At 35.7% G+C, this 17,521-nt stretch carries 15 protein-coding genes; all 15 read left to right on the top strand.

The features are described 5' to 3' along the window. Positions 1-126: 126 nt before the first annotated feature. The 15 genes from ACN6KS_RS24325 (at position 127) to ACN6KS_RS24255 (ending at position 17,486) form a co-directional block, all read left to right on the top strand. On the top strand, positions 127-2,157 hold the full coding sequence (locus tag ACN6KS_RS24325; RefSeq protein ID WP_440960676.1) for an S-layer homology domain-containing protein: 2,031 nt from the start codon (positions 127-129) through the stop codon (positions 2,155-2,157). A 125-nt stretch (positions 2,158-2,282) separates the two neighbouring features. Beyond that, on the top strand, positions 2,283-3,062 hold the full coding sequence (locus ACN6KS_RS24320) for a YveK family protein (RefSeq protein ID WP_094873518.1): 780 nt from the start codon (positions 2,283-2,285) through the stop codon (positions 3,060-3,062). Then, positions 3,043-3,729: a CpsD/CapB family tyrosine-protein kinase gene (locus ACN6KS_RS24315; protein WP_060621833.1), complete on the top strand. Its 687-nt coding sequence runs from the start codon at positions 3,043-3,045 to the stop codon at positions 3,727-3,729. The genes ACN6KS_RS24320 and ACN6KS_RS24315 overlap by 20 nt, the downstream gene beginning before the upstream one ends. Before the next feature lie 41 nt (positions 3,730-3,770). Further along, complete coding sequence (locus ACN6KS_RS24310; protein ID WP_094873516.1) at positions 3,771-5,603, top strand: polysaccharide biosynthesis protein; 1,833 nt, start codon at positions 3,771-3,773, stop codon at positions 5,601-5,603. Between the two features lie 25 nt (positions 5,604-5,628). Beyond that, a complete protein-coding gene (locus ACN6KS_RS24305) occupies positions 5,629-6,222 on the top strand; it encodes a hypothetical protein (RefSeq protein WP_440960675.1) in 594 nt (197 codons plus the stop codon). 2 nt (positions 6,223-6,224) lie between these two features. Beyond that, complete coding sequence (locus ACN6KS_RS24300) at positions 6,225-7,232, top strand: copper amine oxidase N-terminal domain-containing protein (protein WP_440960674.1); 1,008 nt, start codon at positions 6,225-6,227, stop codon at positions 7,230-7,232. 45 nt (positions 7,233-7,277) lie between these two features. Further along, a complete protein-coding gene (locus tag ACN6KS_RS24295; RefSeq protein WP_440960673.1) occupies positions 7,278-7,895 on the top strand; it encodes a sugar transferase in 618 nt (205 codons plus the stop codon). Positions 7,896-7,925: 30 nt separating this feature from the next. Beyond that, positions 7,926-8,636, top strand: coding sequence for an acetyltransferase (locus ACN6KS_RS24290; protein WP_440960672.1), 711 nt, complete (start codon positions 7,926-7,928; stop codon positions 8,634-8,636). Further along, on the top strand, positions 8,563-9,699 hold the full coding sequence (locus ACN6KS_RS24285; protein ID WP_440960671.1) for a DegT/DnrJ/EryC1/StrS family aminotransferase: 1,137 nt from the start codon (positions 8,563-8,565) through the stop codon (positions 9,697-9,699). Before ACN6KS_RS24290 ends, ACN6KS_RS24285 begins: the two co-directional genes overlap by 74 nt. A gap of 65 nt (positions 9,700-9,764) precedes the next feature. Then, entirely contained in the window at positions 9,765-10,931 is a 1,167-nt protein-coding gene (locus ACN6KS_RS24280) for a glycosyltransferase family 2 protein (RefSeq protein ID WP_440960670.1), read from the top strand. Positions 10,932-10,957: 26 nt separating this feature from the next. Beyond that, entirely contained in the window at positions 10,958-12,124 is a 1,167-nt protein-coding gene (locus tag ACN6KS_RS24275) for a nucleotide sugar dehydrogenase (RefSeq protein ID WP_440960669.1), read from the top strand. 666 nt (positions 12,125-12,790) lie between these two features. Then, entirely contained in the window at positions 12,791-13,885 is a 1,095-nt protein-coding gene (locus ACN6KS_RS24270; protein WP_440960668.1) for a glycosyltransferase, read from the top strand. 192 nt (positions 13,886-14,077) lie between these two features. Continuing rightward, positions 14,078-15,199, top strand: coding sequence for a glycosyltransferase (locus ACN6KS_RS24265; RefSeq protein WP_440960667.1), 1,122 nt, complete (start codon positions 14,078-14,080; stop codon positions 15,197-15,199). Then, positions 15,196-16,323, top strand: coding sequence for an O-antigen ligase family protein (locus tag ACN6KS_RS24260; protein WP_440962439.1), 1,128 nt, complete (start codon positions 15,196-15,198; stop codon positions 16,321-16,323). Before ACN6KS_RS24265 ends, ACN6KS_RS24260 begins: the two co-directional genes overlap by 4 nt. Positions 16,324-16,382: 59 nt before the next feature. Continuing rightward, the gene (locus ACN6KS_RS24255) at positions 16,383-17,486 is read left to right on the top strand and encodes a glycosyltransferase family 4 protein (protein WP_440960666.1); all 1,104 of its coding nucleotides are present in this window, start codon (positions 16,383-16,385) and stop codon (positions 17,484-17,486) included. Positions 17,487-17,521 lie beyond the last annotated feature (35 nt).

The following is a 17,521-nucleotide window of genomic DNA, read 5'->3' as shown; positions in this document are numbered from 1 at the left end:
TAATAGTGGTAGAATGGGTTTTATTGGGTGAATCGTTGATATACGTAATAGTGTAGACATAAGGTGAAATAGTCTAGGACTATAGTAACACGAGAATTTAAATACATATAAAGAGGTGGATATTTAGTGACTTTGAAAAAGAAACTAGTAGTATCGACATTAGCAGTTAGCATGGCAGCGGTTGCAGTAGCAGGACTTCCGCTTAGCAGCAAAGGATTGGCAGCTCAGTTTGGGATCGTTGGAACAGCATACGCTGCAACTAGCGTGGATTTTGCAAGCTTGAAGGAGCGCGCAACGAAGCTTTATAGCACGCTTACTGATGCTGATAAGCAGACGCTTCGTGATTTCCGTACTGAGCTTCAAGGTCTTTCACGTGAGCAACTGGAAAAAGATTTCGCGCCTGTTTTGGCTCAACTTGAACTCAGCGATGGACAAAAATCTACATTGTTTGATTTCTATTTAGAAGTAGTATCGTCTATCTATACTCCGGATTTATCCGCAGTTACAGATATTCTGAAGTCCCCTAATTATGAGGCTTATCAAGCGCTACTGAAGGAAATCGGTAAACAAGCTGGTGTTACAGATCTTTCGGTTGAAGAAGTTTACAGCTTCATCTTTGGTTCAAACGGCGTTGAACAGAAGCTAATTAACTTGCTAAAAGGAAAATCAGAAACTGATCTGATTGATCTTATTGCTCATCCGAACAGTGAACTCGCGAATAAAGTGAAGGGTATTGTTCTCGATAGCACCATTGGTTCTGCCAACTATTCCTTGAGAGCGTCTCTAGCAGAACTTAAGATTACTAAAGATATGATTTCAGCAACCAAGAATAATGTTGAATCAACACTTAAGAATGAAAAAGCAGCTGCGCTAGTTCTGGCGAAAGCTTACTACAACGCGTATCTTAAGACATCTACACCAACTACTGATCCTACTACTCCGGGTTCCGGTTCCGGCTCCGGCTCCATAACGACTCCACCTGTATTAACTGTGGATCAGAAATTGGCAGCTGCGGCTACTTATGATGTATCTAAACTGGTACAAGTAGTAGATGGTAAAGCAACTGTGAAATTGGTAGATACCGATACAATCAATGCCTTGGCTAATCTTGCTGCTGCAGCTAAAGCTGCCGGTAAAGAAGGTACTGCCCTCACGCTGACATTGAATCTTGGTACGATCACTGCGCCTACTGTTGAAGTTCCGTTGTCCAAAGCTATTGTTGAAGCAGCTAAGACGAACGGCATTGCGAATATCGCAGTAACCTTTAATGGTGTAACCGTAACGATTCCTGTAAGTCAGTTCAGCACAGCTATTGCATTGACAGTAACTACCGCTAAACCAGAAGTTGTAACTTCTGTTACCAAACTGAAATTGGCTTCGGATGTATACGAGTTCGGACTCAGTGTGGATGGTGTAGCGACTAGCACATTCAAACAACCAATCACCATTAAACTTCCACTTAAGAATACTGATGGTCTTGATAAAGAATTGCTGTCCGTAGCGAAGCTTGTATACGGAAGCCTGCAATTCCAAGGTGGAGTGCTTGATGGAGAGTTCATCGTAGAACCACGTGATACATTCTCATCCTATGCAGTGCTTGAGAATAAAGTGAACTTTACGGATATTGCTAGTGTACAAGCATGGGCTGGCAAACAAATTCAAGTCGTAGCTGCAAAAGGTGCGATTGAAGGCGTAGGCGAAGGCAAATTCGCACCGAAGAGCAATGTAACTCGTGCAGAGTTCGCTAAAATGCTGATTCGTGCGCTTAATCTGGAGAATAACTCTGCTGTACAAAGCTTTAATGATGTAAGTTCATCTGCTTGGTATGCACCTTATGTAGCGGTTGCAGCAGAAAAAGGAATCATTACTGGCCGCAGTGCGGACAAGTTCGATCCTAATGCAACTATCACACGTGCAGAGATGGCAACGATGATCTCCCGCGCAGTGAAATCTATTCATCCAGCTGCAACAACGAATGTAACGGCAATTAGCCAATTCTCCGATGCTGCTAAGATCAGCGCATCTTTGAGAGATGGCGTAGCATTTGCAGCAGATCATAACTTGGTTATCGGAAATGCTGGTAAGTTCAACCCGAACGATACGGCAACTCGTGCTGAAGCAGCAGTAATTATCTACCGTACCATTAACTTCAAGTAAGTAAATAAAAAAGTATAGTATACAGCCTCCTCTCATGTAGGTGAGAGGAGGCAATTTTTTGCCAATAGGGAAGTACTGTAATATAGTAACGAAATATTTCAGAAATAGCTTGGAGGTAATTACACTTGTCATCACAAGAATTGGATCTTCGCGATTATTTTCAGATCGTCAGGAAGAGACTATGGCTGATTGTTAGCATAGTTGTTTTGGTGTGCGGTGTTGCTGGTGTGTACAGTCTGTATATTAAGAATCCGGTGTACGAAGCATCCACTAAGATTATCGTTAACCAGACACCGACACAATCGGCAGCAGCACAGCTTGATTTGAACCAGATTAATACTAATATTCAATTAATTAATACGTATAAGGAAATTATTAAGACTCCAGCCATCCTTGATATTGTTACGAGAGATTATCCGCAGTTCAATATTACTGCAGAAGAGCTGTTGAAGAAGGTTAATGTGAGCTCTGTCAATAATACGCAGGTGATGACACTTGTCGTTCGAGATAATTCGTATCAGCGAGCCGCTGAAATCGTGAATGCCATTTCACTTGTATTCAAGGATGAGATTCCTAACCTATTTAATGTGGAGAATGTATCGATTCTGAATGAGGCCAAAGTGAATCCACTTATCGAGCCAGGACCGGTAGAACCGAATGTCTTAATGAATATGGCTATAGCTTTCATCGTTTCCTTGATGATTGGTTTAGGGATTGCTTTCTTGCTGGAATACATGGACGATACGCTGAAGACTGAAGCCGATATTGAGAGATATCTTGGTCTGCCAACGATAGCAATGATTACAAGATTGGGTTCAGAAGAAAATAAACAAGGCATAACACAGGCACAGACGCAAACATCCAGAAAGGCGGGCGAACTCGAACATGTCACAGCTGCCAAATAAACAACGTCATCTGATTACCGTTACGAATCCTCGCTCCCCTGTATCTGAAGCGTTTCGTGCGCTACGCACGAATATTGATTTTTCTTCTGTGGATGAGACTATTCAAGTGATTATGGTAACTTCGTCCGGACCGGAAGAAGGTAAATCAACGGTTTCTGCTAACTTGGCGGCGGCTTATGCTCAAGCAGATAAGAAGGTATTGTTGATTGACGCGGATTTGCGGAAGCCTACAGCACATAAGACTTTTTCGCTTAGTAACCGATTTGGGCTTTCTTCACTACTGTCTCAGCAGGCGGTTCTTGAGGATACTGTCCAAGATTCTGGTGTTTCCAATCTTTCCATCATGACCTCAGGTCCGATTCCTCCAAATCCAGCAGAAATGATGGCTTCTAATCGGATGAGCACTCTTTTACAGGACTTGCGCCAGCGTTATGATGTCATTCTTATTGATACTCCACCGTTATTGGCGGTTACAGATGCGCAGATCATGGCTTCCAAGAGTGATGGTGTCATTATGGTTGTCAGCTATGGCAAGGTAAAGCGGGATATTGCTGTAAAAGCTAAAGCTAACCTTGATCGTGTAGGTGCAAAAATGCTTGGCGTGGTGCTCAATAATGTAAAACGTAAAGCCAGCGAAGGTTACTATTACTACTACTATGGAAATTGATAGGTTCTTAAACAATAATGTTGTTTTTGGAGGCACTGAAAATGACAGCGAAATCTAGAGTGGTTCTATTATTCCTCATTGACCTAGCAATCATATGGTTCAGCATTGTGACATCCTATTTATTTCGGTATCCTAACCACGCTCTTCAGGAATACGGTGCACAGATGCTGCAATTTGGCTTGATTGCAACATTTGCATTCGGGGGAAGTTTGATATATTTTGGTCTCTACCGAAGAATGTGGCAATATGCCAGCATTGGTGAGATTATATCGGTTTCTAAAGCCATTGTAGTAGGGTCTTTGTTTTCATTTGCCCTAGCTTATCTGATTTTGCCAGATAGAGTCCCCCTTGCAATAGAAGTTAGGTCGATGGAGACCATTCTTTTATTAGTAGGTGGGGTTCGGTTTTTGTGGAGAGTACTCCATAATGACCGAATTAATTACAAAGACACTAAGACCCAAACACTAATTGTAGGTGCAGGGGATTGTGGAATACTAATTGCTCGGGAAATGATGGGTCCGTCTTTTGCTCATACGAAGCTGGTAGGTTTCATTGATGATAGTATCAATAAATATCATATGTCTATACTGGGTGTGCCCGTGTTAGGGAATCGTTACGCGATCCCCGCTATTGTGAAAGAACGGGAAATTCATGAGATTATTATCGCCATGCCCTCAGTTTCACGTACTGAAATCTCTGAAATTATTAATCTTGCAAAGAAGACCGGTGCTAAGCTTAAGATTATACCCGCACTTAACGATCTGATCGCGGGGAAAATATCCGTGAAGAAACTACGAGATGTTAGTGTTGAAGATTTACTAGGCCGTGAGCCAATTGTAGCGGATTTGAACAGTATCCTAGGGTATGTCCACCACAAGACTGTGTTAGTTACGGGGGCTGGTGGATCGATTGGTTCAGAACTCTGCCGGCAGATTGCGCCATTCGGCCCGGACAAGTTAATGCTGCTTGGACACGGCGAGAATAGCATTTATACGATTGAAATGGAGCTTCGTAAGCAATTTCCTGATCTGAATATTGTTACCGTAATCGCAGATGTACAGGACCGCAGTCGGATGATGGACATATTCAGTAGTCATAATCCACATGTTGTCTTTCATGCGGCAGCACATAAACACGTTCCATTAATGGAGCGCAACCCTTCCGAGGCGATTAAGAATAATGTGTTTGGAACAAGAAATGTTGCGGATTGTGCAGATAAATATGGTGCGGAGAGATTTGTAATGATCTCTTCAGATAAAGCGGTTAACCCAACAAGTGTGATGGGTGCAACAAAGCGAATTGCAGAAATGTATGTGCAGAGTTTGCATACCACGAGTAGAACGAAGTTCTCAGCTGTGCGTTTTGGAAACGTGCTTGGCAGTCGTGGAAGTGTGATCCCGGCCTTTAAACAGCAGATTGCTGTAGGTGGTCCGGTTACGGTTACTCATCCAGAGATGGTTCGTTATTTTATGACGATTCCAGAAGCTGTGCAGCTTGTAATCCAGTCGGGCTCTTTTGCCAAAGGTGGAGAAGTATTCATTCTGGATATGGGTGAACCGGTAAAGATTCTAACCTTAGCTGAAGATTTGATTACACTCTCAGGTTATGAACCTTATAAGGATATTGATATTCAATTCTCCGGTATTCGTGAGGGTGAGAAGTTGTATGAAGAGCTGTTGACGGATGAAGAAAATTTAGGTTCTACAGATCATGGAAGAATATTTATCGGTAGACCTAATGTAATCAGTCTGAATCAGCTAGAACTGGAATTTAAACGTTTGGAACGTGTTCTCGCTGAAGAACCTGAAGTTATACGCGAAATAATCAATCAAATTGTACCGATGCAGCCCGTTGCCCAAGTTGCTATTAGCTAATTCATTCATAAAGGGGGATATGCAAGTGTTTAATAAACGATGGAAAAAGATCCTTTTATGGACGCTATCAGTCATTGTAGTTCTGGGTGTTGGTGGTTTGTTCGCTGCGAATTATGCGGTCGATAAGTTGATGAATTCTATGGTGGATGGTTTTGATCTGGAGTCTGAGGATCAAGTTAATGGTGGTCAAGATCAAGGAACTACACCTGAAGATGCAGTAGTGGATGGTAAAGTCGATCCTGTAGCGTCTGCAACACCTGCTCCATCAACAGATTCGAAAGAGGGCTCTTCAGAAGGATATACGGCACAGGTTTCAACAGATAAAGCTAAAGAAATTCAAGAGAATGTAACGATGAAGGATAAAGCAGATGTAGCTGCTATTGTACTCGGTCAACTAAGTGTATCGGATATCAATCGGCTAAAAGATCTAGCTAAGGGTGGTCTAACGCTTGATGAGAAGCGGGAAGCACGCAGTATCATCCTCGGTAAAGTTTCTGAAGAACAATATAATGAGCTTTCACAGGTAGCTAAGAAGTACGGCGTGAGTCAAGGGAAGACACGTGATCAAGTCCTTAAAGAGGAAGAGCAATTAAAAGCGAAAGAAAAGGGAAGTGAATAAGTATGTCTAAAGCAACGCTACCAGTCATAGCTCTATCGTTAATAGCTTCAATAGGGTTAGCACCCTTAACGGCATCCGCTCCTATTTCCGTATCAGCAGCAGCGGTCCCAAATGCAACAACTAAGGCGGCAGCAGCAGCTACAGTCAAAGTACAAAGCATGAATGTGAAGATGGTTTTTGATGGAGCAAGTATTGGGACGCCTACAGGTCAATATGTATTCATGTACAATAATACAACTTATGTTCCATTACGCTTTATGTCATATGCATTACAAAAGAGTGTAGCTTGGGATGCTAAGAACGTTAAGGTTAATGTAGCAGAGCCTAGCAGTTCAGAGCTAGTTGTGATTAAAGAGTATCTAATGAATGCAACCAACGGGAATAGTGCTTCAGCAGTATCTAAGAATCTTTTACTCAATCAAGTTAAGGCGAGTTATGTATTTAACGGTGCAACCAAGGCACTGCCTGCAGGCCAATTTAGCTTCATCTTGAATGGTTCTTTATATGTACCTATACGTTTTTTATCGGAATCTGTAGGTCATAACATTAGCTGGGATCAGAAGACGAAGACCATTATTGCCGCTTCAAAGGCTTATCAAGAACAAGGTGGCACTAAGGACCCATCCCCAGTAGCGACACCAGCACCAACCGGTACAACAGGTGGTGTAGCAGGAGGTGGTGCTGCGGGGACTGGAAAGGTATCTTATGAAACTATTACTAGTGAAACGGAAGCCAAGCTTACTGCGCTTAGAAATCAAAGCGAATCGACTTTAACAAGCATTTTGGTTGAGTATCTTGGAGCAAAAGATGAGGCGAGTAAGAAAAGCATTAAGGCTAAAGGGGCACAACAATTATCCTCATTTTCTGCTAGCTTCAATAGTATAGTAGCTGATACTGAACAAAAACTGAACAGTAACGGATATAGTACCGCAATTATTAGTCAATATAGAAGTGAATTTGAAACACAGCTTGAGTTGGGAAAAAAATGGGCAGAGGGAATGGCGAATTAATATTCGCTGTTTCTTCATTAATACATATGCGAGGTTGAGGAATGGATGAAGCCTTACTTGGTTGTGAAAAAAGGAATTGATTGGGTCATTGCATTTTTATTGATTTTTTTAGCTTCTCCTATCATGTTAGCAGCAACAATAGCTATAAAAATAAATTCTAAAGGACCGATTCTGTTTCGTCAAAAGCGGCCTGGTAAGAATGAAAAGATATTTACCGTTTACAAGTTTAGAACAATGTCATTAGAGACTGATCAAGAAGGTAATCTCTTACCTGACATACTGAGAATGACTAAAGTAGGTTCCTTTTTAAGAAAATGTAGTATAGATGAATTACCACAACTTTTTAATATTTTAAAGGGGGATATGAGCTTCATTGGCCCACGTCCATTATTAGTGCAATATCTTGAACATTACACGCAAGAACAAAATCGCAGACATGAAGTTGTTCCTGGTATTTCTGGCTGGGCGCAAGTGAACGGTAGAAATACAATCAGTTGGGAAGAAAAATTTAGATATGATGTTTGGTACGTTGATCATATTAGTTTCATGCTAGATGTGAAGATCGTTTTTAGAACGATTAAAAATGTTCTTGTAAGAGAGGGAATTAATAATTCTCAAAATGACACAATGCCGATGTTCTCTGGAAGTACTCTAGATGTCTAGTAGAAAGAGTGGAAGCTGGGTGAATATAGGTTGTCTAAGTTATTGATTTTAGGAGCCGGTGGGCATGGTAAGGTAGTTGCTGATGCAGCGATGAGTACTGGGAATTGGGAAGAAATAGCCTTCTTAGATAATAATATAGAGCTTACTGATGTATTAGGAAAGTCTATATTAGGTGGATTTGACAGTTATATGGATCATAAAGAAGATTATCCAGCAGCATTCGTGGCCATAGGAAACAATATAACAAGAATGATTTGGCTAGATAGGTTAGAGCGTGCAGGCTTTGAAATTCCGAGTATCATTCATCCATCTTGTACCATAAGCAGATTCAGTCAGATAGAAAGAGGCAGTGTCATTATGGCTGGAGTAGTAGTCAATGCTAGTGCTAGAGTCGGAAAAGGTTGCATTTTAAATACTTCATCTTCAATTGACCATGATTGTATATTAGAAAATGGGGTGCACATCTCTCCCGGTGTTAACGTGTGTGGAACTGTTCATGTGAAAAGCTGTAGTTGGCTGGGTGTAGGTTCTAAAGTGTTAAATAATTTAACTATCGGATTTAACGTAATCGTAGCTGCCGGAACGATCGTAATAAAAAATATACCTGATAATGTAATGGTGGCAGGAGTGCCTGCAAAAATAAAGAAAAACTTGGAGATGAAAAGCGATGTCGGAAAGGATTTTTTTATCCCCTCCTCACATGAGTGGGAACGAAATGAGGTACATACAAGAAGCATTTGATACTAATTGGATTGCTCCCCTGGGGACAAATGTAGATAAATTTGAAGAAGAATTATGCGAGTACGTGGGCGTAGACCATGGACTGGCTTTATCCTCTGGCACAGCAGGAATTCATTTGGCACTGAAGTATTTTGGTGTTGGTCCAGGTGACTATGTATTTTGCTCTGATCTAACCTTTGCGGGAAGCTGTAACCCTATTCTATATCAATATGCTAATCCTGTATTTATTGACTCTGAACCGGAAACTTGGAATATGTCTCCTATCGCTTTAGAGAAAGCATTTGAGTGGGCTAAAAAAGAAAATATAATGCCTAAGGCAGTTATTATAGTAGATTTGTATGGTCAAAGTGCGGATTATGATTCGCTACTTCCAATTTGTGAACACTATGGTGTTCCTGTCATAGAAGACGCTGCTGAAGCTCTTGGTGCAACATACAAAGGTAAGAAATGCGGTTCATTTGGACATATTGGTATTTTTTCATTCAATGGTAACAAGATTATTACCACATCAGGTGGCGGTATGGTAGTTTCCAATGATGAAGAAGCTATAAAGAAAATGCGTTTTTGGGCCACTCAATCGAAAGAAACTTCAAGACATTATGAACATAAAGAGGTTGGCTATAATTACAGAATGTCCAATATCTGCGCTGGAATCGGGCGAGGACAGTTAGAGGCCTTAGATTCCTTTATTCAAAAACGTAGAACAATTAATAATTTATATAGAGAATCTTTGAGCGATCTCCCGTTGTCATTTATGCCAATATCTAATAATGGAAAGCCTAACCATTGGCTATCAGTTTTAAATCTTTCATCCAGCGAAGTAGTTACTCCAGAAGATATCATAGTGCTCCTTGAGAAGGCTAATATTGAATCTCGTCCCGTATGGAAACCTATGCATTTACAACCATTACTTAAGGATTATCCTTTTTTTTCACATGCTAATAATATATCTGAAGGATTGTTTAGAACTGGTATTTGTCTTCCTTCTGGAAGTGCAATGACTCAAGAGCAATGCGAACAAGTAATTAGTATTATAAAAGAAAATTTGATAAACATTTATTAATCATAGTAAATTCCTTATTTTCTGATGGAAGTTTAAGTGAGTTTACGATTTAAGGAGCTATGATAATGGAATTATTATTAAAGATTCTATTTTACACAAGTGGATTTATTATTGTATGGGCAATGATTGGTTATCCAGTATCATTACGGTTAATAGGTATGTTCTATAAGAGTAGGAAATTAATAAAAAATTATTCACATCAACCAACTGTAACTTTAATGATTGTTGCTCATAATGAAGAGAAGGTTATTCTCGATAAGCTGAATAATATATTAGAGCTCGACTATCCAGAGGATAAAATAGAGTTCTTAATTTCTTCAGATAACAGTACGGACAATACGAATCAAATTGTAAAGAATTTCATTAAAACTCACAAAGAAAAGAATATTAGATTGTATGAAGTTAATGCTCGAAAAGGAAAGACCAACGCCCAGAACGAAGCCCATAAGAAAGTTAGAACAGAATATTTAGTTATGACTGATGCTAATTCAATTATGAAGAAGGATGCAATTAAAGAACTTATGGCTGCTTTTACTTCACAGAAGATTGCATATGTTACTGGAAAACTATCCATAGTGAATAATGAAGTGAATGATGTTAGTAGTTCAGAAGCAAGTTATTGGGATAGTGATCTGGCAATTCGCGAACTTGAAGGAAGAATACAGACAATAACAGCTGGAAATGGTGCAATTTATGCCTGCAGAACTTCTGATTATTATGATTTTAATCCGATACAATGTCATGACAGTGCGATGCCACCCTTTTATGCATTAAATGGTAAGAGAGCTATTTGTAATCATGACGCAATTGCGTATGAAAAAGCTGGCGAGGTAATCGAGGATGAATTTGGACGGAAAGTTCGTATGAACCGAATTATCCTAAATCATATATTACCTGATTTAAGAATACTTAATATTTTTAAGTATAAGTGGTTTTCATACTTTTACTTTGGTCATAGGACATGTAGATATTTATTGTGGTGTTCGCATCTGATAGTATTGCTGACTAATGCACTTTTAATAACAAGTTCAATCTTTTTTCTGTTTACATTTGTAGGGCAGATATTATTTTATTTATTAGCCTTAATTAAAGCTGTAACTAAAACAAATAATAAACTATTTACTTTAATTTACTATTATTGTGTAACAATACTTGCTCAGTGGGTGGGAGTGTATAAAATATTGACTGGGAAAGCCAAACCATTTTGGGAGAAAGCTGAGAGTACAAGGTAAGACTTAATTAGGCGAGGTGAATGGAAATGAAGATAACTGTAGCAGGAGCAGGCTATGTTGGTCTATCAAATGCAATACTATTAGCTCAACATAATGAAATAATCGCTTTAGATATTATTCAAGATAAAGTTGATATGATTAATAAAAGAATCTCACCCGTTATTGATAATGAGATTGAAGAATATTTGGCGAATAAAAATTTGAATTTAAGAGCAACTACTGATAGTTATATAGCATTTAAAGATGCAGATTATGTTATTATCGCTACACCAACTAACTATGATCCAGATAAGAACTATTTTAATACAAGAAGTGTTGAAGCAGTTATTGCCAATGTATTGTCCATAAATCCAGAGGCAGTTATGGTTATCAAATCAACAGTACCAGTTGGTTATACAAACAAAGTAAGAGAAATGTTTGAAACAGATAATATTATCTTTTCACCAGAATTCTTAAGAGAGGGTAAAGCGCTTTATGATAACTTATTTCCATCGCGTATAGTAATAGGTGAACGCTCGGAAAGAGCAGAGAAGTTTGCAAGTTGCTTAGTACAAGGAGCGATTAAGGAAGAGATTACCGTTTTATTTACCGATTCAGTAGAAGCTGAAGCGATTAAACTATTTGCTAATACATATCTTGCTTTGAGGATTGCCTATTTTAATGAACTCGATACCTATGCAGAGATAAGAGGATTGGATACAAGACAAATTATTGAAGGAGTATGCCTTGATCCACGTATCGGTAATCACTATAACAATCCTTCTTTTGGATATGGTGGATACTGCTTACCCAAAGATACGAAACAGTTATTAGCTAATTATATCGATGTGCCTAATAATATTATGGGGGCAATTGTTGATTCTAATAGAACTAGGAAAGATCATATTGCCGAGAGAATATTATCCGGGAATCCCGAAATTGTAGGAATTTATAGATTAACAATGAAAACTGATTCTGATAATTTTAGACAATCTTCTATACAAGGCGTAATGAAGCGTATTAAGGCAAAGGGGATTGAAGTTGTAGTTTATGAGCCAGCAATGAAGGAAGACAGTTTTTATAATTCGAAAGTGATCAAAGATTTAAGAGATTTCAAAAAAATTTCAGATGTTATTGTGGCAAATAGAATTTCAGATGAATTAGAGGATGTTGGAGATAAGGTATTTACAAGAGATTTGTTTAGTAGAGATTAACAATGAACTGATGAAGATAGTTGATGAGTTAATTCGTTTGGATAAAATTTAGGTTAAAGAGTTCTTAAATAATATGTATCTTAGTATCACAGTTGATAATTGTTTTCCTAGTTGTGAAGATGGGTCCGTTTGAAATATGAAGTGAAAACAGGCTTATTCTACATAGAAAATCAATCACTTGTTCCATCTATTATAGAATTAGAAAAATTATTTAATTATTGATAATGAAAATCTTGAGGAATTTGTAATTGAAGATAGAGAATATAAATTTTAGTTTGATTAAAGAAGAAATGGATTCAAGAGTGTTGGTATGAGTTATCATATCGTATATCAATGTTGATCGAGTGTGATATGTTTTTTTATAAATATTAATGATTATTAAAATAATGAATACCTTAATGGAATTCATATAAATTATACCTAATGAAAGATCTTAGGTTACTCTTTCAAAATCATTCACGCTGGTAGAAGAACTATTGATGGTGTAGGTTTATTTGTAGCCTAATGTAGGCATTAAAAAAGTAATTGATACTTGCAAATAAGATAGTGAGGAATGCTAAGATTGTTATTTTCGGAATTGTATTAAAATAGAACTATCCTGCACTAGTTGAGGATCTAGAAACAAGATTGATTAGCAAAAATAAAGCTGATGCGCTGAGGTGACTAATGAAATTACTGGTGTTAGTTCAGGATTATCCAAAATTAGACGGAAGTGTCACGCTTATGTATGTTCACACACGTAATCTATATTACTTACAAAAAAATATAGATGTTACGGTATTGAGTTTTAGCGCTATAGAAAATTATATTATCGATAATATTCCAGTTATTACTTTGGAAGACTACAAGAAAAACTCGTTAGAAAAGTATGATCTGCTAGTTTGTCATGCCCCAAATGTGAAAAATCATTATAAGTTTTTAAGAATGTTTGAGAGAAAATTTGATAGTATTTTATTTTTTTATCATGGTCATGAAGTCATTCGAATTAATGCAATCTATCCGAACCCGTATCCCTATCAAAAAAAAACCATCTTTTTAAAGAAAACCATACAAGATATATATGACACTCTTAAATTGAAAATATGGCATGACTATCTCCCAAAGATAGCATATAAATCTCATTTCGTTTTTGTCAGTAGATGGATGTATGATGAGTTTATTAAATGGACAAAAATCCATCCTAAAGTCCTTCAAGATAGATATTCAATTATTCATAACAGTGTTGGAAAGGCATTTGAAGAAAATGATTATAATCCTGAATCCGAAATGAGATATGATTTTATTACAGTACGAAGTTTTTTGGATGGTTCTAAGTATTGTATAGATTTAGTGCATCAACTCGCTAAATATAATAAAAGTATGAAGTTTTTAATAATTGGAAGAGGAGAGTTTTTTAATTACTATGATAAGGAGGAGAATATTACATGGATTGATAAGACACTAACTCACTCTGAAATTATTACTTACATGAATCAGTCAAAATGCGCGCTAATGCCAACTAGGGCGGATGCACAGGGATTAATGATGTGCGAAATGGCTACATTTGGTATACCATTAATTACATCTGATATATCTTTATGCCGAGATATTTGCGCTGAATTCGAAAATATATACTTAATTAATAATGAAAATACAAATTTAGATCTTGTGCCTGTATTGGAAAATCTATTAAATAGAAAATCTGTTACGAAAAACAAAAAGTATTTCGCTGATAATACATGCGGTACGGAAGTCGATATCATAAAAAATGCTCTTCTATGAATTTATGATCTGGTGCTTCTAGAGTTTTTCGAATTTTCAATGTTGATCATAGATGACTGAGTATAATATAATCCTCCATAAAAAACATCTATTCAAAACATATTATGATTTATATGAATTAATGTTGAAAAAGTTGAATGTTCTTTCGAAATAATGGACAAAATCACCATGATAAAAATTAAAGGAGTCAGCATGAAAATACTAGTTACTTGTTCGAATTATCCAGACCTGGAAGGGTCTACAAATGGGATGTTTTTTCATGTAAGAAATCTGCATTACTCTGAAAATGAAATTCAGGTGGATGTATTAAACTTTGGAACTGACGTAGACTATTGCAAAGATGGAATAAATGTATACTCATACGATAGTTATAAAACTAATCTTATAAATAATGATTATGATTTATTAATATGTCATGCACCACATATAAGTCATCATTACAAATTCATAAAACAATTTCAACATAAGTATAAAAAGATAGTATTTATATTCCATGGAAATGAAGTTTTTAAGGTAAATAAGATATTATCTACTAAATATTCATTTGTTCAACAATCAAAATTCCGTCATCGGTTGGAAAGAGATGTAAAAGATGAAATTAAATTGTTTTTATGGAGAAAATTATTCATTAACTTGTCATATAAAACGCATTTTATATTTGTTAGTAATTGGATGTGTGAACAATTTTTATTATTTACTGGGATAAATAGGGAATTGATAAGTGACAATCATTATATTATTTATAATTCTATTGGGAGACCTTTTGAACTTAATAATTACAATGAAACTTCTCCTAAAATATATGATTTTATTACTATTCGGAATAATTTAGATGATTCTAAATATGGAATAGATATAGTGAATAATCTAGCAAAAAACAATCCGCAATTCAAATTCTTAGTTATTGGGAAAGGGACCTTTTTTAATCATTACAAAAGAAGTGAAAATCTTGAATGGATTGAAAAAGAATTATCACATCAAGAAATAGTTGATTATCTTAACAAGTCTTATTGTGGTTTGCTTCCAACACGTTGGGACTCTCAGGGATTAATGACATGCGAATTTGCAAGTTTCGGGATACCGACAATTACTTCTGACATTCCAATATGTCATGAGGTATTGGATGATTTTAGTAATGTTGCATTTATCGACAATGATAATTCTAATTTAGACTTGGGCGTCCTGTATGAAAGATTAAAAAAGGAAATACCATACCCAAAAAACTATAAATATTTTGCTACAACTACAAGTGGGAAGGAAATAGAACTTTTTAATATAATTAGCGGAGCGAATAAAGAGTGGGTAAAACAATGAGGAATAGATTGTTAAATATAAACATAACGATATTTTCCATACTTCTAATGTCTACTATTTTATATGCCTTTCCTGGCACAAGAATGATAGGACTATTATCAATATTAACTTTATTATCCCTATCTTTTTTTTATTTTTTTACAAATTTAAGCCGCATTAAAATGTCTAAGTTGTTTTTGGCTTGGTGTACATACTCAATTGGTGGACTATTAGTACTTACAATCAATTTTTCGAAACAGAGTTTATATGTCTACATAGAGCAAATAGTTATTTTGTTTTTTGTTACAATACTATCGCAGTCAGTTTTGAATAATAATGGTCTTAAAAGGCTTGCGAATATATTCAGTGGATTATTTTATATACTGATTATATTTGTATTGGTAAATGAATTTTTATTTAAAATAAATGGTGTATATATTGTTTTTTATAAAACGATCTTGATGTATATGTTTTTTTTGATGATTAAAACAAAAAAAATATATTATGTTAGTATTATTACGATATTCTTATTGTTTATAAATTCCACAAGAAGCTCTATTTTGACGATAATTTTATTCTTAATTATTTATAAATTATTAGAAAAAATTAAATATTCAAAAAAAGCATATAAATTAATCTTTTTTGTTTTGACAAGTTTGATATTGTTAATTCCAATTGCTTATATTTCTCTGAAACATATTCCACTCGGAGTTGATATAAACAATATTTCAAGGGAATATTTTAATAAAAATTTCTTCTCAGGAAGAGATATTATTTGGGATATTTCATATCAATTTATAAAAGAATCTGTTTTTTTAGGATATGGATTTTCTAACAATATTTTAGTGAGTAACGGGATATTGGCATCAACTCACAATATATTCATAAGTTTACTTTTACAAGGTGGGGTAGTTTTACTTATTTTATTTTTATTTTTTATGTATACATTATGGATGAGTTTCTTTGGAAAGTTAGATCATGATATTGTGAGAATATCTGCATCTTTTATATTACCCTTAATGTTAAGGGCAAGTTTTGATTTGATTTTTTTAGAAAATGATTTAATTCTCAGTATAAATATGTGGATAATTATATGCGTTGGACTGATGGTGTCTAATGATTTTAAACTGAATGACAAGAATTAAGATTAATAATTAAGATATTATCGTGTGAAGATCCTCAATGTAAGGGAGTTTGATAGAATATGAAATTGCAATATATTTGCAGATGGAACACGAACAAAAAGAAGGCATGGTCAGGAACAACACATTCCTTATTTACCGCACTGAATAAAAAAGTGGATTTAGAAGAAATTGATTTAACGTATACTAAATTTCAGACTTTTTTTTTGACATTGTTAAATCTTCGCATTAGAGATAGAAAAATAAAAATAAATACACCCTTTAGAAAACTAACTACAAGATTCAGACAAAATAAATTAGATGCAGCTTTGAAGAATAATGTGAATACACCAAAGTTATTAATTGAGGATTTTGGTATTTGTGAAAATGCATATTATTATACTGATTTGACGATAGATTCCATTCTCTATATAAGAGATAATTCACCCAGTGTTGGGAAATTTTCGAACTTTAACAATGTACCAACAGTTGATTTATTGAGACAAAATAGCGAGCAATTACGTATTCTCAAAAATGGTAAAGGTATTTTTACAATGAGTAAATGGTTGGCTGAATATCTTGTAAAACAAGGAGGATTTCCTGAGGGGAATATTCATTATGTCGGAGGGGGGATTAACTTAGATATTAATTTAATCAAATCGGAAGTTAAATCTAATAAAAAAGTGTTGTTTGTTGGTAGGGATTTCCATCGAAAGGGAGGGGATTTGGTTGTTGACGCGATTAATATATTGAATGTTAAATACGACAAAGAAGTAGAATTATTTGTTGCTGGATATAAAGCGAAGGAATTAAATGAAGAAAATAAAAATATACACTATTTGGGTGATTTGGATTCTGTTCAATTAAGTGAGTATTTCAATAAATGTGATATATTTTGTATGCCATCAAGATTTGAAGCTTATGGATTAGTATTTGTAGAAGCTTTGGTATATGGTCTGCCTTGCATAGGCAGAAATAGCTTTGAAATGAAAGAGTTCATTCAAGATGGAGAAAATGGATATTTAATAGATGATGATGATGCTGAGTGTTTAGCTATGAAAATGTATGATTTGTTAAATAACGAAAATATTAAAACAAATGTATTGAGTAAGAAAAAAGAATATATATATAGATATTCTTGGAGTAGCGTGGCTGATAGAATATTAAATGTAATTGGTGAGAAGTAGTTGGTTTCGAATAGTTTAATGTTGAGAGTTTCTAT

It is taken from the genome of Paenibacillus nitricinens (assembly GCF_052056485.1).
GTDB lineage: Bacteria > Bacillota > Bacilli > Paenibacillales > Paenibacillaceae > Paenibacillus_AQ > Paenibacillus_AQ nitricinens.
This window is presented reverse-complemented; position numbering and strand designations above follow the sequence as displayed.

What these genes read in the sequence shown, in the direction of transcription:
- ACN6KS_RS24270 (WP_440960668.1), top strand. Translation starts at nt 12,791, where the DNA reads ATGAAATTACTGGTGTTAGTTCAGGATTATCCAAAATTAGACGGAAGT.
- ACN6KS_RS24295 (WP_440960673.1), top strand. Translation starts at nt 7,278, where the DNA reads ATGAAGCCTTACTTGGTTGTGAAAAAAGGAATTGATTGGGTCATTGCA.
- ACN6KS_RS24310 (WP_094873516.1), top strand. Translation starts at nt 3,771, where the DNA reads ATGACAGCGAAATCTAGAGTGGTTCTATTATTCCTCATTGACCTAGCA.
- ACN6KS_RS24300 (WP_440960674.1), top strand. Translation starts at nt 6,225, where the DNA reads ATGTCTAAAGCAACGCTACCAGTCATAGCTCTATCGTTAATAGCTTCA.
- ACN6KS_RS24265 (WP_440960667.1), top strand. Translation starts at nt 14,078, where the DNA reads ATGAAAATACTAGTTACTTGTTCGAATTATCCAGACCTGGAAGGGTCT.
- ACN6KS_RS24315 (WP_060621833.1), top strand. Translation starts at nt 3,043, where the DNA reads ATGTCACAGCTGCCAAATAAACAACGTCATCTGATTACCGTTACGAAT.
- ACN6KS_RS24255 (WP_440960666.1), top strand. Translation starts at nt 16,383, where the DNA reads ATGAAATTGCAATATATTTGCAGATGGAACACGAACAAAAAGAAGGCA.
- ACN6KS_RS24260 (WP_440962439.1), top strand. Translation starts at nt 15,196, where the DNA reads ATGAGGAATAGATTGTTAAATATAAACATAACGATATTTTCCATACTT.
- ACN6KS_RS24285 (WP_440960671.1), top strand. Translation starts at nt 8,563, where the DNA reads ATGTCGGAAAGGATTTTTTTATCCCCTCCTCACATGAGTGGGAACGAA.
- ACN6KS_RS24280 (WP_440960670.1), top strand. Translation starts at nt 9,765, where the DNA reads ATGGAATTATTATTAAAGATTCTATTTTACACAAGTGGATTTATTATT.
- ACN6KS_RS24275 (WP_440960669.1), top strand. Translation starts at nt 10,958, where the DNA reads ATGAAGATAACTGTAGCAGGAGCAGGCTATGTTGGTCTATCAAATGCA.